Origin of the sequence: Erwinia sp. STN24, from assembly GCF_041320675.1 — a bacterium.
In the GTDB taxonomy this organism is placed as follows: Bacteria; Pseudomonadota; Gammaproteobacteria; order Enterobacterales; family Enterobacteriaceae; genus Erwinia; species Erwinia aeris.
Map to the genome: position 1 here is coordinate 343131 of NZ_JBGGPM010000002.1, position 23499 is coordinate 366629.

At 57.3% G+C, this 23499-nt stretch carries 20 protein-coding genes, 1 tRNA gene and 1 pseudogene; 10 read left to right on the forward strand and 12 right to left on the reverse strand.

What is annotated here, in order from left to right; translation table 11 throughout:
- Positions 1-2199: an aldehyde oxidoreductase molybdenum-binding subunit PaoC gene (gene paoC / locus ACA373_RS11905; RefSeq protein WP_253455144.1), complete on the forward strand. Its 2199-nt coding sequence runs from the start codon at positions 1-3 to the stop codon at positions 2197-2199.
- Positions 2200-2208: 9 nt separating this feature from the next.
- Positions 2209-3156, forward strand: a complete 948-nt coding sequence (locus ACA373_RS11910) for an XdhC family protein (RefSeq protein ID WP_370734536.1) — start codon at positions 2209-2211, stop codon at positions 3154-3156.
- A 108-nt stretch (positions 3157-3264) separates the two neighbouring features.
- Here the strand turns inward: ACA373_RS11910 and ACA373_RS11915 are convergent, their stop codons facing one another.
- Positions 3265-4164: a LysR family transcriptional regulator gene (locus ACA373_RS11915; protein WP_370734537.1), complete on the reverse strand. Its 900-nt coding sequence runs from the start codon at positions 4162-4164 to the stop codon at positions 3265-3267.
- A gap of 138 nt (positions 4165-4302) precedes the next feature.
- On the opposite strand from ACA373_RS11915, the gene ACA373_RS11920 reads away from it, so the two are divergent.
- From ACA373_RS11920 to ACA373_RS11935, 4 genes are all read left to right on the forward strand, one after another.
- A complete protein-coding gene (locus ACA373_RS11920) occupies positions 4303-5028 on the forward strand; it encodes an SDR family oxidoreductase (protein WP_369895440.1) in 726 nt (241 codons plus the stop codon).
- 240 nt (positions 5029-5268) lie between these two features.
- Positions 5269-6447 (forward strand): alpha/beta hydrolase-fold protein, encoded by a 1179-nt coding sequence (locus ACA373_RS11925; protein ID WP_370734538.1) that lies wholly within the window; start codon positions 5269-5271, stop codon positions 6445-6447.
- Between the two features lie 348 nt (positions 6448-6795).
- Positions 6796-7344, forward strand: a complete 549-nt coding sequence (locus tag ACA373_RS11930) for a GNAT family N-acetyltransferase (RefSeq protein ID WP_370734539.1) — start codon at positions 6796-6798, stop codon at positions 7342-7344.
- 426 nt (positions 7345-7770) lie between these two features.
- The gene (locus tag ACA373_RS11935) at positions 7771-7974 is read left to right on the forward strand and encodes a hypothetical protein (RefSeq protein ID WP_301251319.1); all 204 of its coding nucleotides are present in this window, start codon (positions 7771-7773) and stop codon (positions 7972-7974) included.
- 189 nt (positions 7975-8163) lie between these two features.
- On the opposite strand, the pseudogene ACA373_RS11940 reads toward ACA373_RS11935, so the two are convergent.
- The 5 genes and pseudogenes from ACA373_RS11940 to proB form a co-directional block, all read right to left on the reverse strand.
- Positions 8164-8277: pseudogene (locus ACA373_RS11940) on the reverse strand (contact-dependent growth inhibition system immunity protein); the annotation flags it as partial.
- 98 nt (positions 8278-8375) lie between these two features.
- A tRNA-Thr gene (locus tag ACA373_RS11945) sits at positions 8376-8451 on the reverse strand.
- A gap of 179 nt (positions 8452-8630) precedes the next feature.
- Positions 8631-9260 carry a LysE family translocator gene (locus ACA373_RS11950; protein ID WP_253455156.1) on the reverse strand — a complete coding sequence of 210 codons (630 nt, stop codon included), beginning with the start codon at positions 9258-9260 and terminating at the stop codon, positions 8631-8633.
- A 72-nt stretch (positions 9261-9332) separates the two neighbouring features.
- A complete protein-coding gene (gene proA / locus ACA373_RS11955) occupies positions 9333-10586 on the reverse strand; it encodes a glutamate-5-semialdehyde dehydrogenase (protein ID WP_370734540.1) in 1254 nt (417 codons plus the stop codon).
- 10 nt (positions 10587-10596) lie between these two features.
- Entirely contained in the window at positions 10597-11700 is a 1104-nt protein-coding gene (gene proB, locus ACA373_RS11960; protein ID WP_253455158.1) for a glutamate 5-kinase, read from the reverse strand.
- A gap of 243 nt (positions 11701-11943) precedes the next feature.
- Between proB and ACA373_RS11965 the strand changes: the two genes are divergently transcribed.
- Positions 11944-13044 (forward strand): porin, encoded by a 1101-nt coding sequence (locus tag ACA373_RS11965; RefSeq protein ID WP_370734541.1) that lies wholly within the window; start codon positions 11944-11946, stop codon positions 13042-13044.
- A 138-nt stretch (positions 13045-13182) separates the two neighbouring features.
- Here ACA373_RS11965 and crl read toward each other — a convergent pair whose 3' ends face one another.
- The 3 genes from crl to gpt form a co-directional block, all read right to left on the reverse strand.
- A complete protein-coding gene (gene crl, locus ACA373_RS11970) occupies positions 13183-13584 on the reverse strand; it encodes a sigma factor-binding protein Crl (RefSeq protein ID WP_125289119.1) in 402 nt (133 codons plus the stop codon).
- Between the two features lie 57 nt (positions 13585-13641).
- Positions 13642-14892, reverse strand: coding sequence for an esterase FrsA (frsA, locus tag ACA373_RS11975; protein ID WP_253455162.1), 1251 nt, complete (start codon positions 14890-14892; stop codon positions 13642-13644).
- A 113-nt stretch (positions 14893-15005) separates the two neighbouring features.
- Positions 15006-15464, reverse strand: a complete 459-nt coding sequence (gpt, locus tag ACA373_RS11980) for a xanthine phosphoribosyltransferase (RefSeq protein ID WP_125289117.1) — start codon at positions 15462-15464, stop codon at positions 15006-15008.
- 250 nt (positions 15465-15714) lie between these two features.
- Here gpt and pepD point away from each other — a divergent pair, with 250 nt between their 5' ends.
- Positions 15715-17172 (forward strand): beta-Ala-His dipeptidase, encoded by a 1458-nt coding sequence (gene pepD / locus ACA373_RS11985; RefSeq protein WP_370734542.1) that lies wholly within the window; start codon positions 15715-15717, stop codon positions 17170-17172.
- Positions 17173-17249: 77 nt separating this feature from the next.
- Here pepD and dinB read toward each other — a convergent pair whose 3' ends face one another.
- Positions 17250-18305: a DNA polymerase IV gene (dinB, locus tag ACA373_RS11990; protein ID WP_370734543.1), complete on the reverse strand. Its 1056-nt coding sequence runs from the start codon at positions 18303-18305 to the stop codon at positions 17250-17252.
- A gap of 239 nt (positions 18306-18544) precedes the next feature.
- Here dinB and dpaA point away from each other — a divergent pair, with 239 nt between their 5' ends.
- Complete coding sequence (gene dpaA / locus ACA373_RS11995) at positions 18545-19279, forward strand: peptidoglycan meso-diaminopimelic acid protein amidase (RefSeq protein ID WP_253455166.1); 735 nt, start codon at positions 18545-18547, stop codon at positions 19277-19279.
- Here dpaA and ACA373_RS12000 read toward each other — a convergent pair.
- Both ACA373_RS12000 and lpcA read right to left on the reverse strand, forming a co-directional pair.
- Positions 19250-20017 carry a class II glutamine amidotransferase gene (locus ACA373_RS12000; protein WP_253455167.1) on the reverse strand — a complete coding sequence of 256 codons (768 nt, stop codon included), beginning with the start codon at positions 20015-20017 and terminating at the stop codon, positions 19250-19252. The two genes, dpaA and ACA373_RS12000, sit on opposite strands and share 30 nt — an antisense overlap.
- An 18-nt stretch (positions 20018-20035) precedes the next feature.
- Positions 20036-20614: a D-sedoheptulose 7-phosphate isomerase gene (lpcA, locus tag ACA373_RS12005; protein WP_253455168.1), complete on the reverse strand. Its 579-nt coding sequence runs from the start codon at positions 20612-20614 to the stop codon at positions 20036-20038.
- Between the two features lie 214 nt (positions 20615-20828).
- Between lpcA and fadE the strand changes: the two genes are divergently transcribed.
- Positions 20829-23321, forward strand: a complete 2493-nt coding sequence (gene fadE, locus ACA373_RS12010) for an acyl-CoA dehydrogenase FadE (protein ID WP_370734544.1) — start codon at positions 20829-20831, stop codon at positions 23319-23321.
- Positions 23322-23499 lie beyond the last annotated feature (178 nt).

A 23499-nucleotide genomic window follows, 5' to 3' on the forward strand; every position in this document is an offset into this window, starting at 1 on the left:
ATGAAATTCGATAAGCCCGCAGGCGATAACCCTATCGATCAGCTGAAAGTTGTAGGGCGTCCTCACGATCGTATCGACGGCCCGATGAAAACCACGGGAACCGCGACTTACGCCTATGAATGGCACGATAAAGCGTCCAACGTGGCCTATGGCTATGTTGTCGGTGCCGCCATCGCTAAGGGGCGTATCACCTCGATGGACCTTCAGGCCGCGCAGAGCGCGCCGGGCGTGCTGGCCGTGGTCACGGCGAAAAACGCCGGCAGCCTCGGCAAGGGCGAAAAAAATACCGCCACGCTGCTGGGCGGGCCGGAGGTTGAGCACTATCACCAGGCCGTGGCGCTGGTAGTGGCGGAAACCTTTGAGCAGGCACGCGCGGCCGCCCAGTTGGTTGACGTGCAGTATCGCCGTGAACGAGGTAGCTGGGATCTCGCTGCGGAAAAACCTGGCGTCACCGAAGCGCCGGAAGACCAGCCGGATACCCACGTCGGTGATTTCAACCAGGCCTTTTCCTCGGCGGCGCTGAAGCTTGACGCTTCCTACACCACGCCGGATCAAAGCCATATGGCGATGGAGCCGCACGCTTCTATGGCGGTCTGGGAGGGCGAAAAGCTGACCGTCTGGACCTCTAACCAGATGATTAACTGGTGCCGAACAGACTTAGCGAAAACGCTGAAGCTGCCGGAAGAGAACGTGCGCGTGATCTCGCCCTATATCGGCGGCGGCTTCGGCGGCAAACTGTTCTTACGCAGCGATGCGGTGCTGGCCGCGCTGGGCGCTCGTGCCGCAAAAAGGCCGGTAAAGGTGATGCTGCCGAGGCCGGTTATCCCTAATAACACCACGCACCGCCCGGCCACCATCCAGCATATTCGTATCGGCACCGACCAGTCTGGTCATATCACCGCTATCGCCCATGAAAGCTGGTCGGGCAACCTGCCCGGCGGCACGCCGGAGACGGCGGTGCAGCAGACCGAACTGCTTTATGCCGGCGCGAACCGTTTCACCGGCCTGCGGCTGGCGAAGCTCGATCTGCCCGAAGGCAACGCCATGCGCGCGCCGGGCGAAGCGCCGGGTCTGATGGCGCTGGAGATCGCCATTGATGAGATGGCGGAGAAAGCGGGTATCGATCCGGTGGCCTTCCGCATCCTTAACGATACCCAGGTCGATCCTGCCAATCCTGACCGCCCTTTCTCGCGTCGTCAGCTGGTTGAATGCTTGCGCACCGGCGCGGAGCGCTTCGGCTGGGACCGCCGCAACGCTACGCCCGCACAGGTAAAAGAAGGTCGCTGGCTGGTTGGAATGGGCATGGCGGCAGGCTTTCGTAATAACATGGTGATGACGTCCGGCGCACGAGTGCATCTGGATGCCAACGGCATCGTTACCGTGGAAACGGATATGACCGATATCGGCACCGGCAGCTATACCATTATTGCCCAGACGGCGGCCGAGATGGCGGGCGTGCCGCTGGAAAAAGTGGTGGTGCGGCTGGGCGACTCCAGCTTTCCGGTTTCCGCCGGTTCCGGCGGCCAGTGGGGCGCGAACAGTTCTACTGCGGGCGTTTATGCCGCCTGCGTCAAGCTGCGCGAGGCGATAGCCAGCAAGCTTGGCTTCGATCCGAACACAGCGACCTTTGCCGATGAACAGGTACGCGACGGAGAGCGCAGCGCTCGTCTTGCCGATGCGGCAGCGGACGGTACGCTAACGGCGGAAGACAGCATCGAGTTTGGCGATCTGGAAAAGCAGTATCAGCAATCCACCTTCGCCGGCCACTTTGTCGAAGTGGGCGTGGACAGGGCGACCGGTGAAGTCCGGGTGCGTCGAATGCTGGCCGTGTGCGCTGCGGGCCGTATCCTTAACCCTAAAACTGCCCGTAGCCAGGTAATTGGCGCGATGACGATGGGCCTGGGCGGCGCGCTGATGGAAGAGCTGGCGGTTGATAAGCGGCTGGGCTATTTCGTCAATCACGATCTGGCGGGCTACGAAGTGCCGGTTCACGCCGACGTGCCGGAACAGGAAGTCATTTTCCTGGATGACACCGACCCCGTTTCCTCACCGATGAAGGCGAAAGGCGTGGGCGAGCTGGGCCTGTGCGGCGTCAGCGCGGCTATCGTCAACGCGGTGTATAACGCGACCGGCGTGCGGGTGCGGGATTATCCCGTTACGCTCGATAAGCTGCTCGCTTCGCTGCCGGATGTCGTTTAAGGAGGCGCTATGCTGCAACAGGCTTTCCTTAGCGACCAGGCTGCGCCAGCGAACCCGGTGCCGCAGCAGGCGCTGCTGACCGACGACAGCGCCGCTATCCTGCGCTTCGCGGTAGAAGCGTTAAAAGCGGGCGTCTCGGCGGCGCTGGTCACGCTGGTGGCGATCCGCGGCGGCGCGGCGCGTGCGCTGGGCGCGCAGATGGTGGTGCGCGAAGACGGTTTGTACTGCGGTTTTGTCTCCGGCGGCTGCGTGGAGGCCGCCGTCGCTCACGAAGCGATGGCGGTTATCGCCTGCGGCCGCGACCGTCAGGTGATGTATGGCGAAGGCTCGCCCTGGTTCGATATTGTGCTTCCCTGCGGCGGCGGCATTACGCTCAGCATCCATAAACTGCGCGGCGCGCGGCCCCTGCTGGACGTGCTGAACCTGCTGGAGCAGCGTCAGCCTGCGGGGCTGCGCTACTTTCCGCAAAGCCAGCGGTTACAGAGCGACGCCTCGCTTATCCGGACGGGCTGGCACAACGATTTTTTCGCCACCGGCTATCGCCCCTGTACGCGCACCATTGTGTTTGGCCGTTCGATAGAGGCGCAGGTCACGGCCAGCCTCGCTCAGGCGGCGGGCTATGATGTGCACCTCTGCGAAGCGCTCGATCCCCAGGCTGCCGGACAGATAGATGCGCATACCGCCGTGCTGCTGCTCTGGCACGATCTGAACCGCGAGCTGCCGGTATTGCAGGCCGCCCTGACGGCCAGACCGTTTTACATTGGCGCGCTGGGCAGCCAGCGCACCCATGCCAGACGCGTGCAAAAACTCAGCGAGCTGGGCTGGCGCGATACGGATATCGCCCGCATCAAAGCGCCCATTGGGCTGTTCCCCAAAGCTCGCGATGCCAGCTCGCTGGCGCTTTCCGTTCTGGCTGATGTCGCGGCGGCCCGCCTTAGCCTGGCGGAGGATGGCTAGCCGGATTGGGCGGCTTTAAGGTACCGACAGGGCAGCCCTGTTCGGCTGCCTTAAAGTTGTTGCCAGGGTAATCCTGCCCGGCTGCCTTAAAGTGCCGATACAGTTGTTTCACCGATCCTGAAGCCCCTCGCGTTCCCCGGCGAGAAAGTCCACAAACGCGCGTAGCGGCGCGGACATAAAGCGGCTGGGGAAGTAAAGCCAGGGGCCTTCAAACGCGGTCCACCATGCCGGGAGCACCGGCAGCAGCTCGCCCGTAGCGAAATGGGGTTGCAGCCAGTTTTCAAAAGTAGCGATCACGCCTTTGCCGCTGCGTGCCAGATCGATAGCCGCGGCAGCGCCGTTAACGCCGATAGTCAAACGCCCGGCGGGATTGACGCTGACGGTTTTGCCATCGCGTTCAAATTCCCACGGGATCAGGGCGCCGCTTGAATATTTCAGGCGAATGCAGTCATGGTCAACCAGCTCTCCAGGATGCGAAGGAGCGCTTTGTGAATCAAGGTAAGAAGGTGCGGCAGCCAGCGCCAGCCGCTGCGTTCGCGGCCCTATGGGGACAGCGATAATATCTTTTGCCAGATGCTCGCCATAACGGATACCGGCATCGCAGCCTTCAGCCGTTGCTTCAATAAGACGGTCATCCACCATGATTTCTACGTGTAAGTCCGGATGACGACTAAGAAAACGGTCCAGCAAGGGCGGTAAGATATCAACCATGACCGCGCCGGTAACGTTCAATTTAAGCGTGCCGCGCACCTCTTGCTGAGAGCTGGCAACGTCGTTAAGCACCAATCGCATTTCATCAAGCAGCGGCGTCATTCGTTCAGCCAGCGTCCGGCCTGCTTCGGTTGGCATAACGCTACGCGTGGTACGAATAAAAAGCGGCACGCCAAGCCTCACCTCCAGCGCCGTGATCCTTTCACTGACCGTGGAAGGCGACAGGCCCAGCTTTTTTGCCGCTACCCGAAAGCCCTTATCTTTAAAAACAGCGAGAAAAACCGCTAACTCATCCATTGCCCTTTCCCGTGATTGTTCGCTGTTGCGATCACCTTATTCGTATTGCACCCGATTATCAAACAGCGCCGCACAGGTTATAAATCAGACAACGCACTGCTTTCCGTAACGGAAAATCAAACTGACTGGAGCCCGCATATGAAAAACAAAAGTGTTCTTATTACCGGCGCGAACAAAAGCATCGGATTCGAAACGGCCAGACAGCTGGGCCTGCTGGGTTACAAAATTTGGCTGGGCAGCCGCGACAAAGAGCGTGGGCAAGCTGCCGTAGACAAACTTACCGGATGGGGCATCAACGCCCATTTGGTTATTATTGACGTCACCAAAACAGAAAGTATTGAGGAAGCTGTTCAGCAGGTGCTAAAGGAAGACGGGAAGCTGGATATTCTTATCAACAATGCCGGCATTTCGGGCGCGCAGCCGGTAGCCCCGAGCGCGCAAAGCATCAGCGATATTATGGCGGTATACGACACCAATGTTTTTGGCGTTATCAGGGTCACGCAGGCTTTTATTCCGCTACTTAAAGCCGCGCAGGAGGCCAGGGTTATTATGATCGGTAGCGGGCTGGGCTCGCTGACATGGGTCGCCGATCCCAGTCATCCTTATTCCCAAGTACAGGCAATGGGCTACACCAGTTCAAAAACGGCCGTTAATGCGATAACGGTCGCCTTCGCTAAAGAGCTTACCGCTTACGGTATCAGCGTGAACGCGGTCGATCCGGGCTATACCGCCACGGATTTCAACGGCCATTCCGGCCCCAGAACGGTTACCGAGGCTGCCGCCGGTATTGTCTGGCTGGCGGATCAGGCGCCTGGAGAGACCACCGCTGGCTTCTATTTCGATCAAAATCGCGCGCCGTGGTAATGCTTTAAAGCGTGTAATTATCTGAGCAGAGGTGATGCCCTCGCCTCTGCGATCGTGCCCCGCCTGACAGTATCAGCACCCCTTTCCCCGATAACAGATGCAAACCCGCCTGGACAAAAAGCGTTCTGTTGATACGCTGGATAACGACCAGGCCAACCGCCTCGTTTACAGCAGGCGCTCTGATTGACCTGCCAGTCGTACCCGTTCAAAGGTTGTGTATAAAAAAATAAGGGACTTAAAATGAAAAACAACATCGCCTGCCTGACCCTGGCCGCCACCGCCCTGCTGGGCTGTGCGGCTATGCCTGCCGCCGCCGCGCCTTTTCCGGCCACGCCTGATTTATCGGTGCCGGTTAGCCGTTACGTGACGCAGGTAAACGCAGATAAAAGCGTGACCTTCCGTCTTTTCGCGCCGGATGCAAAGCGGGTATCAGTCATTACCGGCTCCTCCCCGGATAGCTTTGTCTCTCACGATATGAGCAAGGATAAAAGCGGCGTGTGGTCGTGGAAAAGCGGCTCGCTGGCCCCGGATTTGTACGAATACTACTTTGATGTAGACGGCTTTCGTTCTGTCGATACCGGCAGCCGTTTTCAGAAGCCGCAGCGCCAGGTCAATACCAGCCTGATCCTGGTGCCGGGCAGTATTCTGGACGATCGCGCCGTGCCGCATGGCGATCTGTTGACGATGACTTACCACTCAAAAGAGCTGCATTCAGAGCGCAGGATGTTTGTCTGGACGCCGCCGGGCTATAGCGGCAAAAGCGAACCGCTGCCGGTGCTCTATTTCTATCATGGCTTTGGCGATACCGGACTTTCCGCTATTGACCAGGGACGCCTGCCGCAAATCATGGATAACCTGCTGGCCGAAGACAAAATCAAACCGATGCTGGTCGTTGTCCCGGATACAGAAACGGATATCGCTCAGGCAATCCCGGAAAATTTCCCGCCGAAAGATCGCCGCAAAACCTTTTACCTTCTTAATGCCAAAGCCGCAGACCGCGAACTCATGCACGATATTATTCCGCTGGTCGACGCCCGATTTAACGTACGCCAGGATGCGAACGGCCGCGCGCTGGCCGGCTTATCGCAAGGCGGTTTTCAGGCTCTCTTTTCCGGCATGAACCATCTGGACAGCTTTGGCTGGCTGGCGACGCTGAGCGGCGTAACCAGCGCAACGGTGCCGGATACAGGCATTGCTCGTCAGCTCGACAGGCCCGAAGAGATTAACAGGCAGCTGCATAACTTCACCGTGGTGGTGGGCGAAAAAGATTCCGTTACCGGCCAGGATATTGCCGGGCTGAAAAACGAGCTGGAGAAAAAGCACATCAGGTTCGACTATAAAATGTATCCTGGCTTAAACCATGAGATGGATGTCTGGCGTCCGGCCTATGCCGAGTTCGTGCAGAAACTGTTTAAATAATGTTTTGCGCCTCCTTCAGGACTGGAGGGGGCGTTGGAATGATTTTGCGCCCGGTCTGTCGGCTAACGGCACCTTCATCATGTCGGGATGCAGCACTGCGCTGAGAATTTCTTTTCGTTTTCGGACAGGGATGACCGCAGATGGAAGACATTAAGAATAAGTTCACCCAGCTGTACTGACGTGGGTAGCGTCGTAGCGTTAGCGACAGTAGAAGACCCGGCATGTGACGAACCTTCAGTTTGTAAACCGGACTTCTGGTGTGACCGGGAGCCATTCTTAATGATAAGAACCCGCAGCCGCTGACGTCACTGTTCGAAAACGTCGAAATACACAAAAGGAAATTGACTGATGCAGATACCTACGCTCATAACGGAACGTCTGTGGCTTAAACCGCTGGTTACAGAAGATGCGCCTCAGATTCAAAAGCTCTACCCGCATTGGGAGATTGTCCGCTATATGGTCGCCTCAGTACCTTGGCCTTATCCTGATAACGGCGCTGAGAATTACGTTAATAACGTTGCACTGCCCGATATGGCAAAAGGAATCGCCTGGTTCTGGACTATCAGACGTCGTGAGGCACCTGATGACCTTATGGGCTTAATTTGTCTTTATGACGTTGAGGATAATAATCGTGGATTTTGGCTGGCGCCGGAGTATCAGAGGCAGGGCTATATGCGTGAGGCCAGTACTGTGGTTACAGATTATTGGTTTAATACATTAAATAAGCCGTTACTGCGAGCTCCGAAGGCTGCACTCAATAGCCGATCACAGCTTATTTCAGCCAGTAGCGGTATGCGGCTTATCAGGACGGGGAAGCAAGAATATGTCAGCGGCCTGCTTGATTCCGAACTCTGGGAAATTACCCGCAACGAGTGGAATGCCCGTCAGGTTAACTGATATTTTTTATAAATACCCGCTTTCCGCTCTAAGACGAAGAGCGCCTTTTTATCCTTGCCGGGCTGCTAAACGCCAGAAGCGGATATCGGCTGTACAGCGAGATACAATCGGGCAGCATGTCCCTCAACCGCGTGTTGCAGGGATCTGTCCTTTTTGTTTTCTGCCGATGGTTCTTCCCTGAGTGACGAGACAGCTTTGCTGGCCAAATTTGACCCTCTACGAAAATTTCCCATAGCGCTTCTACGGCCCGGGGCATCTTGCTGCAGCCCGGAAAAGCCTCATCTCAACGAAGATCCAGAGGGCGCGGTCTTTACCTGCAATCCGCTGAGCTCAGGGGAGCTTTTCAGGATAGGCTAAAATTCTATAAGGAAGGGTCAGTAAAACACCCCAGAGTTACCACGCGGTTTATCAGAAAGAGGACGGGAAATGAAAATTACTGTGATTTTTGAGGATACAGGCATTGAAGAGGAGCATGATTTTGACACTAAACCTCGCGCCGGAGAGTTAGTAACTTTAGTACGCGATGGTAAGGATGCAGATTATATCGTTATAATTGAGCCTGATCCCGACCATACTCATGATAATGGGCGTGACGGATATCCTACAAAGGCCAGGGTCCGGCCGGCTTAATAAGCAATGATTTAACCGACCGCCCACCAAGGCGGTTTTTTGCATGGCCGGGAGCTAACCATCCTGACTGGCTTCGTACTGCTCACCTTAACCCTCCACGCAATGCCGGTATCAGACAGCATTTATCCTGCTAAAGCCGCCTGTAAGCAGATAACGGTATGTTCACTGGAGCGCCAGCTATTTGTTCAGCCTGGAGTTTTCGGTTTCTAAGTAGCTGTCCAGTATTTCTTCTATCGTTTCGCCAAACAGATCGTAATCCTGACCAAAAAACACCCGTACAAGCGTCCCGACATTTTTAGCCATTGCCAGCCTCAAAAAGAAGGATATGAAGTAATAAACATGCAAAAAAGCACGCTGTCATTTAGCAAGACGCTGAAGAAACGCTGATTTTATTAAGAAAGTGGTGCCGATAATAGGAGTCGAACCTACGACCTTCGCATTACGAATGCGCTGCTCTACCAACTGAGCTATATCGGCTTTCAGGAGGGATACTGCGGTCACTACGTTAAAAAAAACCTGACGCGGAGTCAAGCGCCTGCGGACTAAATGATGACTTTATAATCAACAGGTAACGCTCGCCCCGTTTTTTGCCTGCTCTGCTTTTCTTACTCTCTTCTGGCCTGTCTGGCGGTTCGCGGTCTGCTCGTCCTTCCGCGTTACTTCCGCCCTTCCAACAGCATGCGCATCGCCAGGCCGGTTAACACCGTGCCCATCAGCCAGCGCTGAAGCTTTTGCCACGTTGGGCGCCGTGCCAGAAAGCCAGCAATACTGCCAGCGGCAAAGATAAGTGAGCCATTAACCAGCATACTGATTGCGATTTGGGTAAAGCCAAGCTGCAAAGACTGGGACAATACGTCGCCCTGCTCCGGCCGGATAAACTGCGGCAACAGCGTGAGGTAAATAACTGCCGCTTTAGGATTTAACAGGTTGGTCAGCAAGCCCATAGTAAACAGCTTACGGGTGCTGTCGGGCGGCAGGTCGCGCAGCGCAAAAGGCGATTTACCGCCGAAAACAGCCTGCCAGGCCATATAGAGCAAATAGCAGGCCCCCGCAATGCGCAGCGCCTCATAAGCCAGCGGCACCGCCATAACCAGCGCGGTGATCCCCAGCGCGGCGCAAACCATATAGAAAATAAAACCGAGCGCCACGCCGCTCAGCGAGACAAAGCCCGCGCGGCGGCCCTGACACAGGGAACGGGAAAGCAGATAGATCATATTCGGGCCTGGCGTCAGCACCAGCCCAAAAGCGATAGCCGCGAAGGGAAGCAGTTGGGAAAACGTAATCATCAGAACCTTCCTTTTCAGTTCAGTTACTTATCTCCCTGTGGAATGTAAGCCACTTCCCTGTGGCCCACGCAATCAGCTGCGCACGGTGTCGTTGCCGAAAACTACCCATTTGTAGGTGGTCAGCGCCTCCAGCCCCATCGGGCCGCGCGCGTGCAGCTTCTGGGTGCTGACCGCCACTTCCGCGCCCAGGCCAAACTGCCCGCCATCGGTAAAGCGCGTGCTGGCGTTAACGTATACCGCAGAGGAATCAACCTCGTTAACAAAACGCTCTGCATTCACAATGCTGCGCGTCAGGATCGCGTCGGAGTGCTGCGTGCCATATTCACGAATATGCGCGACAGCCTCGTCCAGTCCGTCCACCAGCTTCACGTTGAGATCCAATGCCAGCCATTCATCGCGATACTGTTCTTCCGTCACCGCGCTGACCACCGCCGGGCCTTGTTGCAGCAGCGGCAGCGAGCGCGGATCGGCGTGCAGATTAATACCTTCATCCTGCATACGCGCGCTTAGCGCAGGCAGGAACGCCTCGGCTATCGCCGTATGCACCAGCAGCGTCTCCACGGAATTACAGGCGCTGGGACGCTGTTTTTTGGCGTTAACGATCACGTTTAACGCCGCCGCAGCGTCCGCGTTACTATCGACAAAAATATGGCAAACGCCGATCCCGCCGGTGATCACCGGAATGGTCGACTGCTCGCGGCACAGCTTGTGCAGACCAGCGCCGCCGCGCGGGATCAGCATATCGACATAGCGATCCAGCTTCAGCAGCTGGTTGACCAGCTCGCGATCCGGGCTTTCAATCGCCTGTACCGCGCTCGCCGGTAAGCCGTGCTCCTTCAGCGCGTCCTGGATCACGCGCACGGTCGCGCCATTGGTGCGATAAGTCTCTTTACCGCCGCGCAGGATCGCCGCATTACCCGTTTTCAGGCACAGCGAGGCGACATCCACCGTCACGTTCGGACGCGCTTCATAAATCACGCCCACCACGCCCAGCGGCACGCGCCGACGTTCAATACGCAGCCCGCTGTCCAGCACGCCGCCGTCCATCACTACGCCGACCGGATCGGCCAGATGGCACACCTGACGCACGTCGTTCGCAATGCCTTGCAGCCTGGCAGGATTAAGCATCAGGCGATCCAACAGCGCCTCGCTCAGGCCGTTTTTGCGGGCGTCCGCCAGGTCAAGTTCGTTAGCGGCCAGGATATCCGCGCTCTGCGCTTCCAGACGATCCGCAATGGTCATCAGGACCTGGTTTTTTTGTGCGGTAGAGAGCACCGCCAGCTGGTAAGAAGCGGCTTTCGCGGCTTTACCCATTTCTTCAAGCATCTGCTGCTCCTTAACTGACGATCATATCGTCACGGTGAACCGCGACCGGGCCATATTCGTAGCCTAAAATTTCGCTGATTTGCTGGGAATGGTGCCCGGCTATCATCCGCATCGCATCGCTGTTATAGCGGCAGACGCCGTGCGCCACGTCGCGCCCTTGCAGGCTGCGAATGCGGATCACCTCGCCGCGCGAGAAGTTGCCGCTGATCTCCCGAATACCTTTTGGCAGCAGCGAGCTGCCGCGTTCCAGCATGGCGGCCAGCGCGCCGTCGTCGATGGTGATCTCGCCCGCCGGCGGCGCGCCGAAGATCCAGCGCTTGCGGTTCTCCAGCGGCGTTTGCAGCGCGTGGAAGCGGGTGCCGACCGGCTTGCCGTCGATCGTATCGCCAATCACGCCCGCGCGGCTGCCGGCGGCGATAATGGTATCGATACCGGCGCGGCAGGCCACGTCGGCAGCCTGAAGCTTGGTCGCCATACCGCCGGTTCCCAGGCCGGAGACGCTGCCGCCCGCCAGCTCGCGCAGCGCATCGTCAATACCGTGCACGTCGCGGATCAGCTCCGCCTGCGGATTATTGCGCGGATCGGCGGTAAACAGGCCGGCCTGATCGGTCAGCAGCAGCAGCTTGTCGGCCCCGGCCAGCATCGCAGCAAGCGCGGACAGGTTATCGTTGTCGCCGACTTTAATTTCTGCCGTCGCCACCGCGTCGTTTTCATTGATAACCGGCACGATATGGTTATCCAGTAAGGCCCGCAGCGTATCGCGCGCGTTCAGAAAGCGCTCGCGATCTTCCAGGTCGGCACGCGTCAGCAGCATCTGGCCGATATGAATGCCGTAGATGGAAAAGAGCTGCTCCCACAGCTGGATCAACCGGCTCTGCCCCACCGCAGCCAGCAGCTGCTTTGAGGCGATGGTCGGCGGCAGTTCCGGGTAGCCCAGGTGCTCACGTCCGGCGGCCATTGCGCCTGAGGTAACGATCACAATCCGGTGGCCTGCCGCGTGCTGCTGCGCGCACTGACGCACCAGTTCGACAATATGTGCCCGGTTCAGCCGACGCGATCCGCCGGTTAATACGCTGGTCCCCAGTTTAACGACCAGGGTCTGGCTGCTGCTCATTGTTTCCTGCCATAGCTTTAAAAAGGTGAAGAAGACGTTTTATCAGGTGTGGTGCCGGAAGCCAACAGCCGCCGCCCGAAAAGGCGTAAAAACACGGTGCAAGCCGCTAGTCCAGAAACGGGGAATTAACAAGAAGTGAGAATAAATGTAATAAAAGTTTCATCTCCTCAGGGTAAAACGTTCGTGCCCCGAACAACGTCATCGGGCCATTTAAAATTTTACTCATTTGGGAATAACAACAAAATGAAGAAAAACGCACTGGCAATCCTGACCGCCGCTCTGGCTATGACCACAGCAGCCCAGGCCGCAGAAATTTATAATAAAGACGGTAATAAACTCGATTTCTACGGCAAGCTGAAAGCCATGCATTATTTAAGCGACGCGGACAGCAATGACGGCGACAAATCTTACGTACGTATTGGGTTTAAAGGCCAGACGCAGATTAACGACCTGATGTCAGGCTACGGCCAGTGGGAATATCACGTGCCGTTGAACAACGCGGAAAGCGACGGCACCACCGGCACCAAAACGCGTTTAGGCTTCGCCGGTCTGAAATTCGGCGACTACGGATCCATCGACTATGGCCGTAACTACGGCCTGATTTACGACGTGGAAGCCTATACCGATATGATGCCGGAATTTGGCGCCACCGCGTATACCAAAGCCGATAACTATATGCTGACCCGTACCAACGGCGTGGCGACTTACCGCAACACCAACTTTTTTGGTCTGGTCGACGGCCTGAAGTTCGCCTTGCAGTATCAGGGCAAAAATGAGAGCAGCAGCCGCTCTAACGCCACGTCCAACGGCGACGGCATGGCGGCGTCGGTAGCCTATACGCTGATGCAGGGCCTGACGATTAATGGCGCTATCTCTTCTTCCGACCGCACCAACGGTCAGCAGGCCAGCGTTTACGGTCGCGGCGACAAGGCGGATGCCTGGGCGACCGGCCTGAAGTATGACAACAACAGCGTTTACCTGGCCGCCACCTACGCCGAAACGCGCAATATGTCGCCCATCAGCGGCACGGCACGCATTAATGACGCCAACGTTGCCGTTAACGGTTACGCTAACTATCTGCAAAATATCGAGCTGGTGGCGCAGTATCAGTTTGATAACGGCTTCCGCCCTTCTCTGGCCTATGTGCAAACCAAAGCGAAAGATATTGAGAACGGCGTGGGCGATGCGGATATTTATAAATTTGCGGACGTGGGCGCGACTTACTACTTCAATAAAAATATGTCCGCGTTTGTGGATTACAAAATCAACCTGCTGGATGACGATAATAAGCTGGCGCAGAATACCGACGATATCGTTGCGGTAGGCGTAACTTACCAGTTCTGATTTAAATGTGAGCCGCACGGATGCGGTTGTTGTGCCCCTCGTTATGTGTCTGTAAGCAAAGGCTGGCAATCGCCAGCCTTTTTTTATGGGTGCGCAGACAAAAGCGCAGGGAGCAATTAAGCGCCGCCCTGCGTTTTTTTATGCGGTCAGCTTTACCGGCTCGTCAGCGAAATCCGCAGCGGGTTTCAGACCCAGCTCCAGCTCTTCCAGCAGCGCTTTCAGGCGCACGTGGAAATTACGCAGCGTCTCTTCCAGGCGTTCGTTGTTTTCCTTTCCTTTAATTGCCGAAGGCTTCCAGTTGCCCTCTTTATCGAACAGGCCGAAGTGATACTCATAGGTGAAGTGATCTTCCTGTGCTTCCAGCTCCATCCACCAGCCCCAGAACTCACGCAGTTCCGGCGCAGGTTTCACATTGACGCAAACGGCCAGACAGTCGAAGAAGAAGCGCTCATCCACACATTTGGCCTCGCGGATATAAGGTCCTAATGTGCCGAAACGCTTCATTAAGCGGCTTTTGGGATGCCCACTCGGTAACGCCATTGTTAAAACTCCTTTGTTGAGCCCGTTAGTTTTCGCTAAGCGTTAATATTTAGCCACTCAGCGTGTTAATCGTTTAGCTAACCAGTCAACAATATCACGTAATGCTTTATCAAAGTTGCTCAATACAGGCGAAAGTGCGATTGGCATCAGCTTACCGTCGAGCGAGGAATTCACGATCAGCTTTGATTCCTCCGCCGGGCTGAAAGGATCGTTCGGCCAGTAAGCGGACAGCATCGGCGTTGGGCAGCGGCGGCCCAGCAGCCCCTGGGTTTTCAGCGAGTAGCGGCTCAGCTCGACCCGCAGCGCGGAATCGGCGGCCGATGCCATGCCCAGCCGGCTGGCCAACACGTCCATATACATTTCGGGAATGCTGTCCTGCAACGCGCTGTCGCACAGCAGGCTGTGTACCACCGGCCCCAGACAGGCCACGGCGCGCAGTCGAGGCGCTTCCAGCCAGGCCAGCCGCACGGCAATGTTGCCGCCAAAGCGATAGCCGAAAGCGGCCACGCGGGTATGATCGACCCAGGCAACGTTTTCCAGCTGTTTTAACACCTGCTGGTGCAGAAAACTGGAATCCTGCGTCAGCTTCCATTTTGCAGAGAAGCCGACCGAAGGCATGTCGATGGTCAGCATTGCGATGCCACGCGGCGCAAGGTAGTCGTGGAAAAGGCGATAGTGATCGGTTTGCAGTGAATCCAGGCTGCTGCACAGCAGCACCGTAGGATAAGGCGCGCGGGCTTTTTCCGGCATATGCAAAAAGCCAAAAATGGAACTGCCGCCGGGAATGGTGAACTCCAGCTCTTTCAGCTCGCCCGGCAGTCTTGAGGTGGCCTCTTCATAGGCACGATTCGCCAGCTGCTGCGCCTGATCGGCCAGCTCATCGCCTTTCAGATGCGGATAGCCCGCTACGCCGTACAGGTTAGCAGCGTGCAGCCAGCACTGGCCCGCTTCGGCATCGGTAGCCGCCGAGGCGGCTTTATCCTGCCAGCGCGCGGCCTGCTGCGACCATTCGTAGATCCAGTTGCCGCCGCGATAGCCAATCACCGTATCCAGCAGCTGTTCATCAGTGTGGTCGGCGCGGCTGCTGGCTATCCTGGCCAGCACTTCGCCAATCTCCAGCGGCGACAGTCCCCGCCACGTCCAGAGCAGACGATTAACCATCCGATACCAGCCTGCATGGCTGTCGCCTTCCAGCGCGGAATGCAGCGGCAGCGGCTTGTGATGATGCAGACGCCGGATCAGGGAGGAGGTTTCAGGATGCTTAAAGCGGGGTTTAAAGAGTTCTTCGCTGAGATTTTTAGGCGACATAGTACGATCCTTCGACATACGGAGAATCGTCTTAGTCTATAGCAGCCTGGCGGCTGACGCGAACCGTAAAACGCGCAACGCCCGGCGGAACCGGGCGTTTTGATTGAGCTAAATCAACCTTTTACGATTGGCGGGATATACACCACGCCCATATCCCACGGCTGTTCAATCCAGGTATTCTGTGGAATATCCACGACATAGTCGTCCACCAGCGGACGACCGGCCGGTTTGGCGAAAATAGTCACGAAACGCGCTTTTGGATACATATCGCGGATCGCCTGAGCGGTGCCGCCGGTATCGACCAGATCGTCAATTACGATAAAGCCTTCGCCGTCGCCTTCCGCGCGCTTCAGCACGTGCATTTCACGCTGGTTGTCGTGATCGTAGCTGGAGATGCACACGGTATCGACATAGCGGATGCAGAGTTCGCGAGCCAGCAGCGAAGCGGGCACCAGGCCACCGCGGCTGACCGCAATAATGCCTTTCCACTGTTCGACAGGAAGCAGGCGCTGGGCCAGTTTACGGGCATGGATTTGCAGCATGTCCCAGGTGACGACGTATTTTTCACTCATAAAAGGAGTCCCGGCCGATAATAACGGCTTAAAAATGTACAATGGGATGGGTTGCGCGGAATTATAGAGATCTGAGCCGCTAAAAACCAGCACAGGATAGCCCGGAAGGTGCTTTTTTGCCGAAGCGAACTAAGCATGCCTCTGGAAACAATGATATTCTTTGGGTTTGCTGCGTCAGATACTGACCAACCCTATCACAAATGCTCACTCCCGCGCCGCTGGCCGGGGATGTCGACACAGGAGATTTAACGTGTCCGAACTTTCTCAACTGTCACCACAGCCGCTGTGGGATATCTTCGCCAAAATCTGTTCAATCCCGCATCCTTCTTATCATGAGGAAGAGTTGGCTAACTATGTGCTGAGCTGGGCTGGCGAGCAGGGTTTTGTCACCTTTCGCGACGAAGTGGGCAATATTCTGATCCGCAAGCCGGCCACCAAAGGGCTGGAGCACCTCAAGCCGGTCGCGCTGCAGGCACATCTGGATATGGTGCCGCAGAAAAACAACGACACCACCCACGATTTCACCAAAGATCCAATTCAGCCATGGGTTGATGGCGAATGGGTCAAGGCGCGCGGTACCACGCTGGGCGCCGATAACGGCATCGGCATGGCGTCCGCGCTGGCGGTGCTGGCGGATAAAACCGTCGAGCACGGCCCGCTGGAAGTGCTGCTGACCATGACCGAAGAGACCGGCATGGTCGGCGCTTTCGGTCTGCAACCGGGCTGGCTGCAGGCGGATATCCTGATCAATACCGACTCCGAAGAGGAAGGCGAGATCTATATGGGCTGCGCGGGCGGCATTGATTTTACCACCACGCTGCCGCTGAGCCGCGAAGCGGTGCCGGCCGGTTACGAGCATATCCAGCTGATCCTGAAAGGCCTGAAGGGCGGCCACTCCGGTGCGGATATTCATCTGGGCCTGGGCAACGCCAACAAACTGCTGGCCCGTTTCCTGTTCGCACACGTCAAAGCGCTGGATCTGCGCCTGGTGGATTTCACCGGCGGCACGCTGCGTAACGCTATCCCGCGTGAGGCGATGGCGACGCTGGCCGTTCCGGCCGATAAGCTCGACCAGCTAAAAGGCATGGCGCTGCATTATCTGGAAACCCTGCGCAACGAGCTGGGTCTGAAAGAGAAAAACATCAATATCGTGGTGGAAAATATCGCCGCTAACGACCAGGCGCTGTCCACCATCAGCCGCGACGCCTTTATTGCGCTGCTGAACAGCACGCCAAACGGCGTGATCCGCAACTCCGACGTGATGAAAGGCGTGGTGGAAACCTCGCTGAACGTTGGCGTGGTGTCGATTAAGGATGACGAAGCGCGTATCAACTGCCTGGTGCGCTCGCTGATCGACAGCGGCAAAGATTACCTGGTGGAAACGCTGACGGCGCTGGGCGATCTGGCGGGTGCGAAAACCGTGGCGAAAGGCAGCTATCCAGGCTGGCAGCCCGATGCCTCTTCGCCGGTGATGGCGCTGGTGGAAGAGACCTACAAAAAGCTGTTTAACAAAGCGCCGAATATCCAGGTGATCCACGCGGGTCTGGAGTGCGGCCTGTTTAAAAAGCCGTACCCGGATATGGATATGGTTTCTATTGGCCCCACCATCACCGGCCCACACTCGCCGGATGAGCAGGTGCATATCGGCAGCGTCGGCCTTTACTGGCAGCTGCTGACCGCGCTGTTGAAGGCGATCCCGGCTAAATAAAACAGGACGGGCGAAGCACCACGCTTCGCCCGTTTTCTCTCCCGCTCGCAATCTCGCTCAGGGCAACGTACGCGGCATTAAATCCCCAGCAGTAATTGTCTTTCCAATTGCGGATTCAGCAAGGTTACGTGCAGCCCGACCAGACGCACGCCGCGCCCTGCCCGCCGCTCTTCCCAGGTTTTTCTCGCCACGTCGATCAGGTCTTCTTTATTCAGCACTGGCCAGACGTGCTCCTGGGTCGTCTGCTGGAAATCGTCAAACTTCAGCTTTACGCCCTGCCTGGCGATCAGCAGATCGGGCTTAATCACCTTTAGCCGCCGTTCCAGCTCCGCATAGAGAAAATCGATGATTTCCAGGCACGCTTCCCATTCATGAATATCCGCCGACAGCGTGCGCTCCACGCCCAGCGATTTACGCAGGCGATCCGTTACCACCTCGCGCTCGTCGATGCCGTTACAGCGCTCCCACAGCACGCGGCCAAACTTGCCGAAGCGCTTTAGTAGCGCGGCCAGATCCGTTTTCTGCACGTCGGCGCAGGTGTGCAGCCCCAGCTCCTCCAGCTTTTTCGCGGTGACCTTGCCGACGCCGGGTATTTTTGCCAGCGGCAGCGTCAGCAGAAACTGCGGGAGTTCCTGCGGCGTGATCACAAACTGGCCGTCCGGCTTATTCATATCCGAAGCGATTTTTGCGACGAATTTAATCGGCGCCACCCCGGCCGACGCGGTGAGATCCAGTTCGCGGGCGATGGTCTGCCGGATCTCCCGCGCCATCAGCGTGGCGGATCCGTGGCAGTGCGGGCTGTCGGTAACGTCCAGGTAGGCCTCGTCCAGCGACAGCGGTTCGATAAGCGAGGTATAGCGCGAGAAAATATCCCGAATATGCGCGCTGGCTTCTTTATAAGCGTCAAAACGGCCGGGGATCACTTTCAGATGCGGGCAAAGCTTAAGGGCCGTCGCGGTCGCCATCGCGCTGTGCACGCCAAACTTCCTGGCGGGATAGTTAGCGGTGCTGATCACGCCGCGCTTGTGCTGGCTGCCGCCAATGGCGATAGGGATATTGCGCAGGCTGGGATCGTCGCGCATCTCCACCGCCGCATAAAAGCAGTCCATATCTACATGTATAATCTTGCGCATTCGCCCCTCCGCCAGCACTGGATAAGTATACAGGCAGCGAGCGCGTTTTCAACAGGTTAACGGGCGGCCGAAGCGCAGCGGCAGCGGCCTGGCGTAACTTTTCTCGGTTTTTTCTACGCGGCTCTCTTGATAAAAAAATAGACAATGCTAATGTGACGCAGCTTTTACGGATATTTCCGAAACTGCGAGTCAACCACGTCTTCGGACGGCGTATCAACCCTACTATCAAGGGAACCAGAATGGGCAAAATCGCACTGCTGTTTGCGATGTTTTTTCTGCCAGCCGTTGTTTTCGCCAGCGCGCCGGTCGCACCGATCGCTCCTCTGGCGCCGGTAAGCAAAGAGTTAAAGAAGCAGTTACTCGGCACACCTGTTTATATTCAGATCTTTAAAGAAGAACGCACGCTTGAGCTGTATGGCAAAATCGGCACCGAATATCGGCTGCTCGACAGCTACCGTATCTGTAATTTCTCCGGCGGGTTAGGCCCTAAACGTCGCCAGGGCGATTTTAAAAGTCCGGAAGGGTTTTATAGCGTGGGGCTTTCCCAGCTGAAGCCGGACAGCCGCTTTTATCGCGCTATTAATACGGGTTTTCCGAACGAATATGACCGCCAGCAGGGTTATGAAGGGAAATACCTGATGATCCACGGGAACTGCGTTTCCGTGGGCTGCTATGCCATGACGGATGCCAATATCGACGATATCTATCGCTATGTGGAAGCGGCGCTGCGCAACGGCCAGCCGCGCGTGGCCGTCAGCATTTATCCATTCCGCATGACCGACAGCAACCTGCAGCGCCATCGCTATTCGGTTTATTTCAGCTTCTGGCAGCAGCTCCAGCCCGGCTACGCCGAGTTTGTGAAAAACCGCCAGCCGCCGGCAATGGGCGTCAGCGGCGGCAAGTACGTGCTGAACAGCCCGTTGCTGAACGATGCCACCAGCCAGTCAGCGCTGGCGCTCTCCGAGGCAAAATAACGCCCAGTCGCCTGGCGCAATTTTGTGCCAGGTTTCGTTGCCCGTTAAGGGCTGAGTGGCGATCACCGTGACCACGTCATCCGGCGTGGTCTGCTTCTGAAAATCTATCTCCACGTCCTGATCCAGCAGCGTCGCTTTACCGAACGGCGCGCGACGCGTGATCCAGAACAGATTGGTCGAGCAGAACGCCATCAGATAGCGGCCATCCGACAGCAGCATATTAAATACGCCCTTTTCCCGCAGTTCCGTCGCCAGCTCCGCAATATAGCGAAACACCGCCGGCCAGTTGCCCGGCGTGCGCGGGTAGCGCGTGGTCAGCTTATGCAGCAGCCAGCAGAACGCCTGCTCGCTGTCCGTCTCGCCTATCGGGCGAAAAGGGCCGGTTTCCAGCCCGCGATAGCCTTTCAGCTGGCCGTTATGCGCGTAGGTCCAGTTGCGTCCCCACAGCTCGCGGGTAAAAGGATGGGTGTTTTCCAGCGACACCTCGCCACGGTTCGCCTGACGAATATGCGCCACCACCGAGCAGGATTTTATCGGATAATCCTGCACCAGGCGCGCTATCGGCGAATTAAAGCTGGGCTGCGGATCTTTAAACGTCCGGCAGCCTTTCCCTTCGTAAAAGGTGATGCCCCAACCATCCTTATGCGGGCCGGTTTTTCCGCCGCGCTGCACAAGCCCGGTAAAGCTGAAACAGATGTCCGTAGGGACATTCGCGCTCATCCCGAGCAGTTCGCACATAGCCGTTCCTCGCGTCAGTTACTTCGCCATCTCTTTTTCAATCAGCAGGATCAGGATATGAATAACTTTGATATGAATTTCCTGAATGCGATCGGCGTAGCCAAAGTGCGGCACGCGGATTTCCACATCGGCCGTTCCGGCCATTTTGCCGCCGTCCTTGCCGGTCAGGGTAATCACTTTCATTCCCTGCGCGCGCGCCGCCTCTACCGCTTTAATCACATTAGCAGAGTTGCCGGAAGTCGAAATGCCCAGCAGCACGTCGCCCGCGCGGCCCACGGCCTCAACATAGCGTGAGAAGATATGATCGTAACCAAAATCGTTGCCCACGCAGGAGATATGGCTGACGTCGGAGATAGCGATTGCCGGATAGCCGGGACGGTTGTCGCGATAGCGGCCGGTCAGCTCCTCGGCGAAGTGCATGGCGTCGCAGTGTGAACCGCCGTTGCCGCAGGAAAGCACCTTGCCGCCGGCTTTGAATGAATCCGCCAGCAGTACCGCAGCACGCTGAATAGCATGGATATTGGCGTCATCGCTGAGGAAATTATTGAGCGTGTCCTGTGCTTCACTCAGCTCGGCGCGAATGATGTCCTGATACATAGGGAGAGTCCTTTTAGGTGAGGTCTGCGGCAGTTTAGCAAGTTGCCACGCGGGCGAAAAGCGCCCTGCCCGTTCACGCGGCGCTTTGCCCTGTGCCGGTCGCGCTTTGTGAGCCAGGTTGTAATTATCATGTAAATAGATTGATAAAGAAAATCATCTCTATTACATCTGTAGCTAACAGGTCAGACCTCTTACAACTTACGGAGCGATGGTTATGATGGTTTTCAGTTGCGTGGCGACAATTTTGCTCATTGGCGCGCTGTTTTATCACCGTGTTAACCTGCGGCTGGCGAGCCTGCTCGTGCTGCTCTGGACGGCAGCCTGGGCGATGGCTGGCGTCTGGACGCCGTGGCTGCTGGTACCGTTAGCGATTATTCTGCTGCCCTTCAACGTGCTGCCGCTGCGGCAGGCGCTTTTTTCCAGACCGATGTTGAAGACCTTCCAGAAAGTGATGCCGCCGATGTCGCGCACGGAAAAAGAAGCGATCGACGCCGGCACTACCTGGTGGGAAGGCGATCTGTTTCGCGGACGGCCGGACTGGAACAAACTGCATGACTATCCGCAGCCAAGGCTGACGCCGGAAGAGCAGGCTTTTCTGGATGGCCCGGTAGAAGAAGCGTGCCGACTGGCTAATGATTTTCAGATAACCCATGAGATGGCCGACCTGCCGCCGGAGCTGTGGGCTTATCTGAAAGAGCAGCGTTTCTTCGCGATGATCATCAAAAAAGAGTACGGCGGCCTTGAGTTCTCCGCCTATGCCCAGGCGCGCGTGCTGCAAAAGCTGGCGGGCGTTTCCGGTATCCTGGCGATTACCGTTGGCGTGCCTAACTCGCTTGGCCCAGGCGAGCTGTTGCAGCATTACGGCACCGACGAGCAGAAAGATTACTATCTGCCCCGGCTGGCTAGCGGCCTGGAAATCCCTTGTTTTGCGCTGACCAGCCCGGAAGCGGGTTCCGACGCGGGCGCTATCCCGGACGTGGGCGTGGTGTGCCGGGGCGAGTGGCAGGGCCAGCAGGTGCTGGGAATGCGGCTGACCTGGAACAAGCGCTATATCACGCTGGCACCGGTCGCCACGGTGCTGGGCCTGGCGTTTAAGCTTTCCGATCCCGACCATCTGCTGGGCGAAAAAGAAGAGCTGGGCATTACCTGCGCGCTGATCCCTACCCAGACGCCGGGCGTGGAAATCGGCAAGCGCCACTTCCCGCTCAACGTACCTTTCCAGAACGGCCCGACGCGCGGCGACGCTATTTTCGTGCCGATTAACTATATTATCGGCGGCCCGGCGATGGCCGGTCAGGGCTGGCGGATGCTGGTGGAATGCCTCTCGGTCGGACGCGGCATCACGCTGCCGTCCAACTCCACCGGCAGCCTGAAAAGCATCGCGCTGGCTATTGGTGCCTATGCCCATATCCGTCGCCAGTTCCGTCTGCCTATCGGCAAGATGGAAGGGATCGAAGAGCCGCTGGCGCGCATCGCCGGAAACGCTTATGTGATGGACGCGGCCGCCTCGCTGATCACCAGCGGCATTATGCTGGGCGAGAAACCGGCGGTGCTCTCCGCTATCGTAAAATATCACTGCACCCATCGCGGCCAGCGCGCCATTATGGATGCGATGGATATTGCCGGCGGCAAAGGTATTATGCTGGGCAAAAGCAATTTCCTGGCCCGGGCGTATCAGGGCGCGCCTATCGCCATTACCGTTGAGGGCGCGAACATTCTGACCCGCAGCATGATCATCTTCGGCCAAGGCGCAATCCGTTGCCATCCCTATATCCTGGCGGAAATGGCCGCGGCGCAGGATCATAACCTGCACGCGTTTGACCAGGCGCTGTTTCACCACGCCGGTCATGTCGCCAGCAATAATCTGCGCAGCCTGTGGCTGGGCCTGACCGCTGGCCGCACCAGTAAAACGCCGACCCGCGATGCAACCCGCCGTTACTATCAGCATCTGAACCGCTTAAGCGCCAACCTGGCCCTGCTTTCTGATATTTCGATGTCGGTTCTGGGCGGCAGCCTGAAGCGCCGTGAACGCATCTCTGCACGCCTCGGCGACGTGCTCAGCCAGCTTTATCTCGCCTCCGCCACGCTGAAGCGTTATGAAGACGAAGGCCGCAACGAGGCCGATCTGCCGCTGGTGCACTGGGGCGTGCAGGATGCGCTGAACCAGGCCGAAACCGCTATTGAGGATCTGCTGCGCAACTTCCCGAACCGGCTGGTCGCGGGTCTGTTGCAGGTTGTCGTCTTCCCGCTGGGCCGCCACTGCCGCGCGCCTTCCGACCGGCTTGACCATCAGCTGGCGCGTATTCTACAAGTGCCTTCAGCCACACGTACTCGCTTAGGGCGCGGCCAGTATCTGACGCCGGGCGAAAATAACCCGGCAGGCCAGCTGGAAGAAGCATTAACGGACGTGATAGCGGCGGAAGCTATCCATGACAGGCTGAATAAGAAAGCGCAAAAGCCGCTCTCCTTTACCCGTCTGGACAAGCTGGCGCAAAAAGGCCTGGTGGAAAAATGGCTGACGGAAGAAGAGGCCGCCGTGCTGACGCGTGCCGAAGCCAGTCGCCTGCGCTCCATTAACGTGGACGAGTTTGAGGCGGATGCACTGGCAACGCAGCCGGTAAAGCAGCAGGATGATCCTTTGCATAGGGATCGGACGGAGAAAAGCCAGCCGCAGGCAGAAACCGAACGCAAAACGGAAGCCGCCTGAGTTGTCCGGCAGTCGTCGTGAAAGGTAGCGGCCTCGGCAATGGAATAAGGGAACCGGAAACGGTTCCCTTTTTGGCTTAACCGCCTCCGCTTTCTCAAGCAGGCCCTCTTTGTGCAGATCGGCTACACGCCTGCTTTCCTGAACCCGGTTTAAAATTAAGGCGAAACGAAGCAGATAA